Genomic DNA, 12,438 nt, shown 5'->3' with positions numbered 1-12,438 from the left:
CCATGGACCTGACCGATACCCAGCAAGCAATCCTGGCCCTGATCACCGAGCGCATCGACGCCGATGGTGTTCCGCCTTCGCAGACCGAAATCGCGCGCGCGTTCGGCTTCAAGGGCGTGCGCGCGGCGCAATATCACCTGGAAGCGCTGGAGCATGCGGGTGCGATCCGACGCGTCCCAGGCCAGGCGCGCGGGATACGGCTGGCCGGGCAGGGGGCGCAGACACGCACGGCTCCTGTGAGCGAGGCGGCCCGCGACGATGTGCTGCGTCTGCCGGTGCTGGGCCGCGTGGCCGCGGGTCTGCCAATTGGCGCCGATATCGGCTCGGACGACTTTGTCGTACTGGATCGTGTGTTTTTCTCGCCGTCGCCGGATTATCTGCTCAAGGTGCAAGGCGATTCGATGCGCGACGAAGGCATCTTCAACGGCGATCTGATCGGCGTGCACCGTACCCGCGACGCGCGCTCGGGGCAGATCGTGGTGGCGCGGATCGATGAGGAAATCACGGTAAAGCTGCTGAAGATCGGCAAGGACCGCATCCGGCTGTTGCCGCGCAATCCAGACTACGCGCCCATTGAGGTGCTACCGGATCAGGATTTCGCGATTGAAGGCCTGTATTGCGGGCTGTTGAGGCCTAACCGCTGAGGTCTGTGCCGATGGCGGTGCTGGCGTTTTTCCGAGCCCGCACTGCAGGATTTCCCGCTGCCACGGGACTTGCCGCCTTCTTAATCTGAGTGTGTCGCCTGCAGTCTCAGGCTGTGCGATACACCGCCGCTACATTAGCCCCATACCGAAATCACTGACGAGGATCACCCAGATGGACGAGAACAAGAAGCGCGCCCTTTCCGCCGCACTGAGCCAGATCGAAAAGCAATTCGGCAAGGGCTCGGTCATGCGCATGGGCGACCGCGTCATTGAGGCGGTCGAAGTCATCCCGACCGGCTCGCTGATGCTGGATATCGCCCTGGGGATCGGCGGCCTGCCGAAGGGCCGCGTGGTCGAAATCTACGGCCCGGAATCCTCCGGCAAGACCACCTTGACCCTGCAAGCCATCGCCGAATGCCAGAAGAACGGCGGCACCGCTGCCTTCATCGATGCCGAGCACGCACTGGACCCGATTTATGCGGCCAAGCTGGGCGTCAATGTCGACGACCTGCTGCTGTCGCAGCCGGATACCGGTGAGCAGGCACTGGAAATTGCCGACATGCTGGTGCGTTCGGGTTCGGTTGATATCGTGGTGGTCGACTCGGTCGCTGCACTGACGCCTAAGGCAGAAATCGAAGGCGAGATGGGCGACCAGCTGCCAGGTTTGCAGGCTCGCCTGATGAGCCAGGCGCTGCGCAAGCTCACCGGCAATATCAAGCGCTCCAACACGCTAGTGGTCTTCATCAATCAGCTGCGCATGAAGATCGGCGTCATGATGCCGGGCCAGAGCCCGGAAGTGACCACCGGCGGCAACGCGCTGAAGTTCTACGCCTCGGTGCGTCTGGATATCCGCCGTATCGGTGCGATCAAGAAGGGCGACGAGATCATCGGTAACCAGACCAAGATCAAAGTGGTCAAGAACAAGCTGGCGCCTCCGTTCAAGCAGGTCGTGACCGAAATCCTGTATGGCGAAGGCATCAGTCGCGAGGGCGAATTGATCGACATGGGCGTGGAAGCCAAGCTGGTCGACAAGGCCGGCGCTTGGTACAGCTACGGCGATGAGCGCATCGGGCAGGGCAAGGACAACGCGCGAACCTACCTGCGCGACAACCCGCAGGTTGCGACCCGGCTGGAAGCGGAGCTGCGTGAGAAGTTCCAACCTGCCGAAGCACCGCGTGAGGCCGGCGACGACGAAGACAGGGAATAAGTTGCAGCTGCACAACATCACCACTCACCGGAGTTGGTTTGCCGTGAGTTGGTGACAGTGATGCTGTCGGTGAGCGGCGGGCGGAACCTCGCACGATACGTGGCCGCTCCATTGCCACCCACGTCCGCCCGGCGCTGGGGCAACAGGTTCGAGCGTGTTTGAAGTTTTTCTATCGCGAGGACGGCGGAGTCAGTGCTGTCGCTTCTCGCGGTAGATCTATCGAAGGCCAGGAGGGCAGGCGCCATGGACGGCGCATTGATGTCGTAACTGATTTTGGCGATTCGGGACACCTCAACGATGGACGAGCAAGAGCCCGCACCAAAGGGGGGGCGCCGGTTCAAGGAACAGACGCCGGTCCAGCGCGCACTCGGCTTATTGGTGCGGCGCGAACATTCGCGCAAGGAATTGAACCGCAAGCTGCTGGCCCGCGGGATCGAGCCAGATGAGGCGCAAGCGGCTGTCGATCGGCTCACGGACGAGGGATGGCAGGACGACACCCGCTTCGCTGCTGCAGTCGTGCGCAATCGCGCTGGTTCGGGTTATGGCCCGCTGCATATTCGTGCCGAGCTCGGAACCCATGGCCTGGATAGCGAGGCCATCAGTGCCGCCTTGGCGACCTTTGAAGGGGATTGGACCGAAAACGCGCGCGACCTGATCCGCCGTCGGTTTGGCGAACAAGGCCCAACCGACCTTCCGCAGCGGCGCAAGGCCGCCGATTTGCTGGCCCGGCGGGGTTTCGACGGCAACAGCGTTCGCGCCGCCACGCGCTTCGACCTTGAGGACTGAGGGCGTCAGGCCTGCTACCCTTCGTGGTTTCAGGTTGTTCCGCTCATCTGCGCCCACATTTCATTGGGTGACCGGGACTGCCGCCCGCCCAATGCCAGCACATGAACGCACCTGCCAAATTCAGCACTTCCCAGATCCGTAGTGACTTCCTCGCGTTCTTCGAGGGGAAGGGCCACACCATCGTGCCATCCGCGCCGCTGGTGCCGGGCAACGACCCCACCTTGCTCTTTACCAATTCCGGCATGGTCCAGTTCAAGGACGTCTTTCTCGGCGCGGAGAAGCGTTGCTACGTGCGTGCCGCGGACGTGCAGCGCTGCCTGCGTGCCGGTGGCAAGCACAACGATCTGGACTCGGTGGGCTACACCGCGCGCCACCATACCTTCTTCGAAATGCTCGGCAACTGGTCGTTTGGCGACTACTTCAAGAAGGACGCCATTGCCTGGGCATGGGAACTGTTGACCCAGGTCTGGAAGCTGCCGGCCGACCGCCTGCTGGTCACCGTCTACCACACCGACGAAGAAGCCTTTGCGTTGTGGCGCGACATGATCGGCATCCCGGAAAGCCGCATCGTGCGCATCGGCGACAACAAGGGTGCGCCTTACGCCTCGGACAATTTCTGGCAGATGGCCGATACCGGCCCCTGCGGCCCGTGTACCGAAATCTTCTTCGATCACGGCGATCACATCGCCGGTGGCCCGCCGGGGTCGCCGGATGAAGATGGCGACCGCTTCATCGAGATCTGGAACCTGGTCTTCATGCAGTTCGATCGTCAGCCCGACGGCACTCTGGTGCCGCTGCCGGCGCCGTGCGTGGACACGGGCATGGGTCTGGAGCGTCTGGCTGCGATCCTGCAGCACGTCCATACCAACTATGAAATCGACCTGTTCCAGGCGTTGATCGGCAAGGCCAGTGCGCTGACCGGCATCACCGATCTGGAGAACAAGTCGCTGCGAGTGATCGCCGATCACATCCGCGCCTGCTCCTTCCTCATCGTCGATGGCGTGCTGCCCTCCAATGAAGGGCGCGGCTATGTGCTGCGCCGGATCATCCGGCGTGCGCTGCGCCATGGCTGGATGTTGGGCGTGCGCCAGCCGTTCTTCAGCAAGATGGTGCCCACGCTGGTCGAGCTGATGGGCGAGGCCTATCCCGAGCTGGTGGTGGCGAAAGACACGGTGGCGCGCGCGCTGTTGGCCGAAGAAGAGCGCTTTGCCGAGACGCTGGACGCCGGCATGAAGATCTTCGATGAGGTCGCATCGCGCTCGCAGGACATCATCCCGGGCGCCGACGCGTTCCGGCTGTACGACACTTACGGCTTTCCGGTCGACCTGACTTCCGATATCGCGCGCGAGCGCGGCATGCGCGTGGACATGGAGGGCTTCGAGTTCGCGATGGAGCGTCAGCGCGAGACCGCGCGTGCGGCTGGCAAGTTCGGCGGCGGCGTCGCACTGCCGGCGGACCTGGTCGCCAGCATGTCGCCGACCGTGTTTCTGGGTTACGAAGCGTACGATACCGACGCCCTCAAGGTCGTGGCCATTCTCAGGCAGGGCCGCCCGGTCGAACGTGCGGAAGCGGGTGATGAGGTGATCGTGTTCACCGATCGCACGCCGTTCTACGCCGAGTCGGGTGGCCAGGTCGGCGACAGCGGCCAGCTGAGCGGCCCGGGTGTCTCGATCGAAGTTGCCGATACGCAGAAGTTCGCCGGCCAGTTCCATGGGCACGTGGGTCGCATCAGCGAAGGCACGCTTGCGCTTGGTGATGTGCTTGCCGGCGGGATCGATACGCAACGTCGCGGCAAAACCATCCTCAATCACTCGGCCACCCACCTGCTGCACGCAGCCCTGCGCGAAGTACTGGGAACGCATGTGCAGCAGAAGGGCTCGCTGGTCGCGCCTGATCGGCTGCGCTTTGACTTCTCGCACTTCCAACCGATCACTGCTGACGAGCTCGCTGTGATCGAGCGCAAGGTCAACGCTGAAGTCCGCACCAACCATGGCGTGGAAGTGCACAACATGGCCATGCAGGAGGCGCTGGATTTCGGCGCGATGGCCCTGTTCGGCGAGAAGTACGGAGAAAACGTCCGCGTGCTCAAGATGGGCGGCTATTCCACCGAATTGTGTGGTGGCACGCATGTCACCCGCACCGGCGACATCGGTTTGTTCAAGATCACCTCCGAAGGTGGCGTGTCGTCGGGTGTGCGCCGTATCGAAGCAGTGACCGGGCAGGGCGCGCTGGACTACGTGGCTGACGAGGAACGTCGCTTGCTCGAAGCCGCCAATCTGCTCGGCGGCAACACCACCGAAGTGGTGGATAAGGTGCGCGCGCTGACCGAGCGTCAGAAGCGGCTGGAGCGCGAGCTGGAATCGCTCAAGGCCAAGCTGGCGTCGGGTGCGACCGCCGATCTGGGCGCTCGTGCAATTGATGTTGCCGGAGTCAAGGTTGTCGCGGTGCGTCTGGAGGGATTCGATGCCAAGGCGCTGCGCGATGCGATGGATCGCCTGAAGCAACAGCTCGGCGATTCGGTGATCGTGCTGGCTGGTGCTTCGGGCGGCAAGGTGGCACTTGTCGCTGGTGTGAACGGCAGCCCAACTGGCAAGGTGAAGGCAGGGGAACTCCTCGGCCACATCGCCAGTCAGATCGGCGGCAAGGGCGGTGGCCGTCCGGATCTCGCCCAGGGTGGTGGCGAGGACGGGCCCGCCCTTGCGACCGCACTCGACGGTGTTCCCCTCTGGGTCAAGCAACACTTGGGCTGAACACTTGTCCTGCTATGCCTTGCTGGCTAGCAGGATGTCCCGCTACCATTTCCGGTCTATTCCCTTTACGTAGGGCGCGTCTCACTCAGGAGGCCGTCGATGCCGGTGGGAAATCCACCGGTTCCAGGAGATTTGCAAAATGTTGATCCTCACTCGCCGGGTAGGCGAAACCTTGATGATCGGCGATTCGGTCACCGTGACCGTTCTCGGCGTCAAGGGCAATCAGGTGCGCATCGGTATCACCGCACCCAAGGATGTGGCTGTGCATCGCGAAGAAATCTATCAGCGCATCCAGCGTGGGGATGAGCCGGTCGCCTCTGGCGCACATCACGGCGACGATTCTTCGAATTGATCATTGTCAAGGGTTTACGTTAGCCCCTCTTACCCGGTATTCTTCGCGGCCTGCCACGGACATCGCGGCAGGCAGCAAAAACTGGAGCGATGCCCGAGTGGCTGAAGGGGCTCCCCTGCTAAGGGAGTATAGGGTCAAAAGCTCTATCGAGGGTTCGAATCCCTCTCGCTCCGCCAGTGTTCTAAACGCCCGCAAATCACTGATTTGCGGGCGTTTTTATTTGTGCGATGCGTTCATCGACAAGGCGTGTTGGTTGAGAGCGTCGTCTGGGCGCTGCGACGCTAGCGTCGTCGGATTCTGGGATCGGTGGGTGCTCGCTGACGCTAGTTCAATTCTGCAGACGCGTCCGTGAGCGCACTCGGCCAGCAACACTCAGGCCTGCAGTGCGTACGGCGAAAGGGGCGCGCTGTGCGCCCGTCGTCAGTGACCACAGTGCTTCAAGAAGGTCGGCTCTGAGCTCGACTGCTGGCCGGAGGCTTGCAACTAACCTTTGCGTCTCTCATCAGCTCACATCTCAAGCATCAGATGCGCTGGCTAGCGAAGGCCCTTGCCTTGCTCGCATCGCTCAATGGTCGATAGCGACGCGTTAGGCGCCTGCAGCGCGATCGCGAGCTGCGTTGTCGCGTTATAAAGAGGTCGCGCCCTGTTTGCTTGCTGCCAGTCCGCCAGATTTCGGCGCAGCGCTGCACCGTGTCATTCCATCTGCATGGTTGTGGGCATGCGCTTGCAGGGATTGTGCGAGACACAGGGCGAGGCAGCACTCCATTGTGGTGTGCGCCAGCGTGCCGTATGACGCATGGAGCGAGGCGCATCGACGTAAGCGATAAAGCCTCGTATCGATGGCGTCTTGAACACTCCGGGTTTTGCCGTCTTGCGCATGCAGGCGGATGGCATACGGCGGCGCTGCGTCTGCGCGCGAGATTGCAGCGTTTGGATCTATCGCTGCTGCAACTAGACCGCTGCCAATCCACTCCTGTGGATCACTAAGGAGTAAGGATCAAGAGCAAAACCAGAACCAGAACCAGAACCAGGGTCGAAGATCCAGCGTGAAAGGCCTATCGATGTTCCGCGGTCGAGGATGGCAGTGCAGCGATCGAGGTCTTACACCCCATTCGGTCGCCTGCCCGGATGCCATGAAGCGGACTTGGGGTGAGTGCCATGACCGCTTCGCGCCAGCGCACGTCGTCGCTGCCTTACACATCTGAACCGCCTTGTGGATGCGGGACGCGGTGAGGGTCAAGTAACCGGCGCATGGGTCGCTAAGGACGTGAACCCTATCTCGGATGTCGACGTGATGCGCCTATCGAACCTGCTTGGACGCGTGTTCTCCTTCTGGGGTCGCGGGCTGCGCCACAAGGTCGCAGCGGTGGACCGGGTGATGGCGGTTATCGAGTTCGACCTGGACGGCCGCATTCTGGATGCGAACCCGAACTTCCTGGCCCTGATGGGGTATCGACTGGACGAGGTGGTCGGCCAGCACCACCGCATGTTCGTGACGGCCGCAGATCGCGACAGCGAAGGCTATCGGCACTTCTGGGAGGGGCTGCGGCGCGGCGATTTCAATGCCGGGCGCTTCTGCCGGCTGGATAAACGCGGGCACGAGGTGTGGATCAATGCCTCCTACAACCCGTTGCTGGATCGATCCGGCAAGGCGTATCGCGTGGTGAAGTACGCCACCGACATCACTGCGCAGGTACGCCAGACAGCCGATTTCGAGGGGCGCATCGACGCCATCGACAAGGTGATGGCCGTCATCGAGTTCTCGCTGGACGGCACGGTGCTCGCGGCCAACCAGAATTTCCTGCAAGTGATGGGCTACCGGCTCGAGGAGATCGTCGGCAAGCACCACGGCATGTTCGTCGATGCCAGCACGCGCCAGTCGGCTGCGTATCGCGCGTTCTGGGATTCGCTCGGGCGCGGTGCCTTCGATGCAGGCCGCTATCGGTGCATCGGCAAGGGCGGCAGGGAAGTATGGATCCAGGCGTCCTACAACCCGGTGCTCGACGAGCACGGGCGCCCGTACAAGGTGGTCAAGTACGCCACCGACGTGACCCGTCAGGTGATCGATTCGGCCGATGCGGATGGGCGCATCCAGGCGATCGACAAGGTCATGGGGGTGATCGAGTTCGACCTGAAAGGGAACGTGCTCGGTGCCAACGAGAACTTCCTGACCATCATGGGGTATCCGGCTGCCGAGGCGATAGGCCAGCACCACAGCGTGTTCGTAGATGCGGCCTACCGCGCGTCCGAGGAGTACCGGCAGTTCTGGGCGAAGCTGGCGAGCGGCCAGTTCGACGCGGGACGTTATCGCCGACTGCGCAAGGATGGCAGTGCGGTGTGGATCCAGGCTTCCTACAATCCGATCCTGGATGTCTCCGGGCGGCCCTACAAGGTGGTCAAGTACGCAACCGATGTCACCGAGCAGGTGCGTTCGGCCGAGCGGATGCGCGATTTGATGCGACAGACGATGAGCATCGCGCAGAACGTGCAGCGTGAGGCGCATCATATTTCTGTAAGCAACCAGGAATTGGTCAGTCGCGTGTCCACGCAGTCTGCCGCGGTGGCGCAGACCTCGAGCACGATCGATCAGCTGGCCGCAACGGTGCGGGCCAATTCCGAGAATGCCGGTTCGGCGCGGCGCATGGCCGAAGACTCGGCCACGGTGGCGCGGCGCGGTGCCGACGTCATTGCCGATGTGGTCAAGACCACCGCCGACATTCGCTCGGCGACCGACCGCATCGGTCAGATCATCGAGGTGATCGACGGCATCGCGTTTCAGACCAACATCCTGGCCCTGAACGCTGCGGTCGAGGCGGCGCGTGCGGGCGAGCAGGGACGCGGTTTTGCGGTGGTGGCGACCGAAGTGCGTAGCCTTGCGCAGCGCTGCAGCGTGTCGGCCAGGGAGATCCGGTCCTTGATCGACCACGCGACCGATCAGGTCGGCGATGGCTCGCGCCTGGCCGAGCAGGCCGGTGTGGTGATGCAGGACATGGTGACTTCGGTCCTGCGCGTCACTGCGACCGTGGAGCAGATCGCCGCCGCCAGCCATGATCAGGCGCTGGACATTTCCAGCGCCAATACCGCGTTGCAGTCGATCGGCGTGCAGGCGCGCGACCAGGCGCAGATGGTGGGCGACTTGGCGCGTTCGGCGCGCGTGCTGGAAGACGATGCGGATGCGCTGTTCGCCTTGGTCAATGGCGATGCGGATGGCGGGGCGGATCGTGCGCCAGTGCAGGTCGATGCGCAGGCTGCGCGGCGTGCGACATCGAAGGTGGCGTGATGATGGTTCACTGCGTCCCGCACGCGACGTCGTGATGTTCCCTTAGATCTTGCACTTCCTTGTAGTGGATCTGGGCGCAAGTGGCCGAACCTGCGGTGCTGAGGCATTCGCTGCCATCAGCGCCGCTGCGATGACATACAGACCGTCGCAATGATGGTGAGCTGCAATTGGCAACTCACACATCGCAGAGCGCGCGACCCGCAGCGCCAGTCGCATTTTGCGTCTGGCGGCTATTGGCTGCCAAGCAGCAGGATGTAAGTCTCCTGCCATGAGCTGCCACCTCACGGCTGGCCGCTCCACGAGACTGCGCACAAGACAAAGCCCGCGTACGCGGGCCTTGTTTGTTTCGGCACTGACCAGCACATCGCATGCCAATCCTGGCAGGTACGCCATCCGGCCCGCCCTGGATGCTTACTTGGGCAGGTCGAATACCAGTACTTCGGCATCGCGTGCATCGGCCAGTACGATTTCCGGCTCGCCGACGATCTGCACCGCGTCGCCAGCCGACAGCGCCTGCCCATTGACGCTCAGGCTGCCGCGCGCCACCTGCACGTAGCCGATGCGGCCTTCGGCCAGCGGCTGCTGCAGACGCGCCTGGCCATCCAGGATCGAGGCATACAGGCGTGCGTCCTGGTGCAGGCGCAGGGAGCCGTTGTCACCGCCTGGCGAGGCGATCAGGCGCAGTTGATTGCGCTTGCTGTCGGCATCGAAGTGCTTTTCTTCGTAGCTCGGCTCGATGCCGGCACGCTCGGGCATTACCCAGATCTGCAGGAAGTGCACGGGCTCGCTGGCCGAGTGATTGAACTCGCTGTGAGTCACGCCGCTGCCGGCGCTCATGCGCTGCACGTCGCCGTAATGCAGGACCGAGCCGGTGCCCATGCTGTCCTTGTGCTCCAGCGCGCCGCCCAGGACGTAGGAAATGATCTCCATGTCGCGGTGTGCGTGGGTGCCGAAGCCTTCGCCCGGCTGCACCTTGTCCTCGTTGATCACCCGCAGCGGGCCAACGCCCATATGGCGCGGGTCGTGATAGCTGGCAAAGGAGAAGGTGTGGCGTGAGGACAGCCAGCCATGTTCGGCGCGGCCACGGGTTTCGCTCTTGCGGACATTCAACATGCTGCTTCTCCTTGAAAGGTTCGGAATTGGCGCTGGGAGGAATCGGTGTCCAGCGGCTTGATGCGTAGTCTCCGCCTCTATCTTCGCCACAAAAAGCGAGTAGATTTGGCCGCTACCATCGAAAAATTCGAACAATGAAGATCAGCCTGGAAGCGTTGCAGATCCTGGATGCCATCGACCGGCGTGGCTCGTTCGCCGCCGCGGCCAAGGTGCTGTTCAAGGTGCCTTCGACGATTTCCTATACGGTGTCCAAACTGGAAGAGGATCTGGGCGTGCAGCTCTTCGAGCGGGTGGGACCGAAGGCCACGCCTACCCAGGCTGGCCGCGAGCTGTTGCGCGAGGGGCGCCACTTGCTGCGCGCCGCGCAAGAGCTGGAGGTGCGGGTGCGGCGCGTGGCTTCCGGCTGGGAGTCGGAGTTTGCGATCGGACTGGATGCGGTGCTGCCTGCGGCCTTGCTGCAGTCGCAGATCCTGGACTTCTACACCGTGGCCGACAGTACGCGGCTGCGCGTGCTGAGCGAGTCGTTGTCGGGCAGTTGGGAGGCGCTGCTGGACAGGCGCGTGGACCTGATCGTGGCGGCGGGCGAGGGGCCCAGCGGTGGCGGCTATGTAGCCGAGCCGATCGGCACGTTGCGGTTCGTGTTTGCCGTGGCATCCACCTCTCCGCTGGCGAATGCCGGCCTGCTGGGCGCGGCCGAGTTGGCCGAACACCGTGCGATCGCAGTGGCGGACTCGGCGCGGCGCCTGCTGCCGCGCACGGTCGGGCTGCTCTCCGGACGCGATGTGCTCACCGTGCCCGACATGCGCACCAAGCTGCTGCTGCAATTGGCCGGCGTCGGCTACGGCTTTCTGCCCGAACCGTATGCGCGCGGGGCGCTGCAGGAGGGCCGGCTACGCGAGGTGCAGGTGGAAACCCACAAGCCCGACGAAACCTTTTATCTGGCCTGGCGGCCGGGCGAAGAGGGACAGGCGTTGAGCTGGTGGCGACGCGCATTGCGCAGCGAGGGCCTGTTCGAGCGCTGGTTGGACGCCTTGGCCGCAACGTATCGTTCCGTCGCTGCCGGGCAGTCGCCGCTGTGAGGGAAGACGGATAATGGTCGCCCGCCATCGCGCAGGGTCGTCGCATGCAAGGCTTGATCGAACAGTACGGATTGGCGCTGGTGTTCGCCAACGTGCTGGCGTTGTCGCTCGGGCTGCCGGTGCCGGCGTTGCCGACCCTGGTGCTGGTCGGCGCCAGCTATGCGTTGCAAGGTGGCAGCGATGCCTGGCTGGCCGGGCTTGCAGCATTGGCGGTGTCTGTCGCGGCAAGCCTCCTGGGCGACCTGGTCTGGTATCTGGCCGGTCGCCGCTTCGGCAACCGCACCTTGCAGTCGCTGTGTCGGCTGTCGTTGTCGCGCGACAGCTGCATGAAGCAGACCGAGCGCTTTTTTTCGCGCTGGAGCGTGCGCGTGCTGGCGGTCGCCAAGTTCGTGCCGGGCCTGTCGATGGTCTCGGTGCCGATGGCCGGGGCGATGCGGGTGCGTCCTGCGGCGTTCCTGCGATACGACGCCGTCGGTGCATCGTTGTGGGCATTGGCCGGACTGAGTGTGGGTGCTGTGTTCGCGCCTCAGGTGCAGGATGTGCTTGCTTTGCTGTCCGAACTCGGCGCAGGCGCGATCGTGGTCCTGGCCGCGTTGCTGGCCGGCTATGTCGGTTGGCGCTGGTGGCGGCGGCAGAGCCTGTTGCGATCGCTGGAGCATGCGCGCATCGCGGTAGACGAGTTGGTGCCGTTGCTGGCCGGCGAAGAAAGCCTGCGGCCGACCGTGCTGGATATCCGCGCCCCGGGCTATCGCCAGTTGCAGCCATACACCATTCCTGGTGCCGTGTTCGCCGACGAGCGTCAGCTGGCGCAGATCCTTGCCAGCGTGCCGCGCGATCGCAGCGTGGTGATCTACTGTGCGTGTCCGGACGAGGTGTCTGCCGCATGGCTGGCCGCGCGGATGCGCGAGCGCGGGTACCGCGATGTGCGGCCGCTGCTGGGTGGTCTGGATGCATGGCGCGATGCCGGGCATCCGGTGACATCGCTGGTGCCGGTCACGGTGGTTGCCGACGCGAACGCTGCTGCTGCCACGGCCTGATCGCACCGGATGCGGTGCGTGCGGTGACGGCGGCGCGCGTTTTGCTGGAAGATCGGCATCGCCCGACGGAACGGCGCACTACACTGCAACGCACTGCCCACCATCGTCTGCTTCGGCAGAAACGACGGGCAAAAAAAAGACCAGCAAGCTGGTCGTTTTCTTCAAGATTGGTGCGCCCGGAGAGATTCGA

At 63.6% G+C, this 12,438-nt stretch carries 9 protein-coding genes and 1 tRNA gene; 9 read left to right on the top strand and 1 reads right to left on the bottom strand.

Annotated features, from left to right (window positions below; all coding sequences use genetic code 11):
- Positions 1 to 2 precede the first annotated feature (2 nt).
- From lexA to J7360_RS09435, 7 genes are all read left to right on the top strand, one after another.
- Entirely contained in the window at positions 3 to 644 is a 642-nt protein-coding gene (gene lexA, locus J7360_RS09465; RefSeq protein ID WP_007966767.1) for a transcriptional repressor LexA, read from the top strand.
- A gap of 172 nt (positions 645 to 816) precedes the next feature.
- A complete protein-coding gene (recA, locus tag J7360_RS09460) occupies positions 817 to 1,851 on the top strand; it encodes a recombinase RecA (protein WP_209033738.1) in 1,035 nt (344 codons plus the stop codon).
- A gap of 297 nt (positions 1,852 to 2,148) precedes the next feature.
- Positions 2,149 to 2,637: a recombination regulator RecX gene (recX, locus tag J7360_RS09455; RefSeq protein WP_057659773.1), complete on the top strand. Its 489-nt coding sequence runs from the start codon at positions 2,149 to 2,151 to the stop codon at positions 2,635 to 2,637.
- Positions 2,638 to 2,738: 101 nt separating this feature from the next.
- Positions 2,739 to 5,387 carry an alanine--tRNA ligase gene (gene alaS / locus J7360_RS09450; RefSeq protein ID WP_057659775.1) on the top strand — a complete coding sequence of 883 codons (2,649 nt, stop codon included), beginning with the start codon at positions 2,739 to 2,741 and terminating at the stop codon, positions 5,385 to 5,387.
- Positions 5,388 to 5,526: 139 nt separating this feature from the next.
- Complete coding sequence (gene csrA / locus J7360_RS09445; protein WP_003481884.1) at positions 5,527 to 5,739, top strand: carbon storage regulator CsrA; 213 nt, start codon at positions 5,527 to 5,529, stop codon at positions 5,737 to 5,739.
- 83 nt (positions 5,740 to 5,822) lie between these two features.
- Positions 5,823 to 5,915 (top strand) — tRNA-Ser (locus J7360_RS09440).
- 1,145 nt (positions 5,916 to 7,060) lie between these two features.
- A complete protein-coding gene (locus J7360_RS09435; RefSeq protein ID WP_057659816.1) occupies positions 7,061 to 9,019 on the top strand; it encodes a PAS domain-containing methyl-accepting chemotaxis protein in 1,959 nt (652 codons plus the stop codon).
- A 411-nt stretch (positions 9,020 to 9,430) separates the two neighbouring features.
- On the opposite strand, the gene J7360_RS09430 is transcribed toward J7360_RS09435, so the two are convergent.
- On the bottom strand, positions 9,431 to 10,132 hold the full coding sequence (locus J7360_RS09430; protein ID WP_007966758.1) for a pirin family protein: 702 nt from the start codon (positions 10,130 to 10,132) through the stop codon (positions 9,431 to 9,433).
- 134 nt (positions 10,133 to 10,266) lie between these two features.
- On the opposite strand from J7360_RS09430, the gene J7360_RS09425 reads away from it, so the two are divergent.
- Both J7360_RS09425 and J7360_RS09420 read left to right on the top strand, forming a co-directional pair.
- Positions 10,267 to 11,211 carry a LysR substrate-binding domain-containing protein gene (locus tag J7360_RS09425; protein WP_007966756.1) on the top strand — a complete coding sequence of 315 codons (945 nt, stop codon included), beginning with the start codon at positions 10,267 to 10,269 and terminating at the stop codon, positions 11,209 to 11,211.
- A gap of 44 nt (positions 11,212 to 11,255) precedes the next feature.
- Positions 11,256 to 12,248 (top strand): DedA family protein/thiosulfate sulfurtransferase GlpE, encoded by a 993-nt coding sequence (locus tag J7360_RS09420; protein WP_057659778.1) that lies wholly within the window; start codon positions 11,256 to 11,258, stop codon positions 12,246 to 12,248.
- Positions 12,249 to 12,438: the final 190 nt, after the last annotated feature.

The organism is Xanthomonas sp. D-99, assembly GCF_017746145.1.
GTDB lineage: Bacteria > Pseudomonadota > Gammaproteobacteria > Xanthomonadales > Xanthomonadaceae > Xanthomonas > Xanthomonas cissicola.
The sequence above is the reverse complement of the archived record's forward strand: the minus strand, read 5'-3'. Positions and strand labels throughout refer to the sequence as shown.

Excerpts from the sequence above, each read along its gene's own strand:
- lexA (WP_007966767.1), top strand. The coding sequence starts at position 3 with ATGGACCTGACCGATACCCAGCAAGCAATCCTGGCCCTGATCACCGAG.
- recA (WP_209033738.1), top strand. The coding sequence starts at position 817 with ATGGACGAGAACAAGAAGCGCGCCCTTTCCGCCGCACTGAGCCAGATC.
- recX (WP_057659773.1), top strand. The coding sequence starts at position 2,149 with ATGGACGAGCAAGAGCCCGCACCAAAGGGGGGGCGCCGGTTCAAGGAA.
- alaS (WP_057659775.1), top strand. The coding sequence starts at position 2,739 with ATGAACGCACCTGCCAAATTCAGCACTTCCCAGATCCGTAGTGACTTC.
- csrA (WP_003481884.1), top strand. The coding sequence starts at position 5,527 with ATGTTGATCCTCACTCGCCGGGTAGGCGAAACCTTGATGATCGGCGAT.
- J7360_RS09430 (WP_007966758.1), bottom strand. The coding sequence starts at position 10,132 with ATGTTGAATGTCCGCAAGAGCGAAACCCGTGGCCGCGCCGAACATGGC.
- J7360_RS09425 (WP_007966756.1), top strand. The coding sequence starts at position 10,267 with ATGAAGATCAGCCTGGAAGCGTTGCAGATCCTGGATGCCATCGACCGG.
- J7360_RS09420 (WP_057659778.1), top strand. The coding sequence starts at position 11,256 with ATGCAAGGCTTGATCGAACAGTACGGATTGGCGCTGGTGTTCGCCAAC.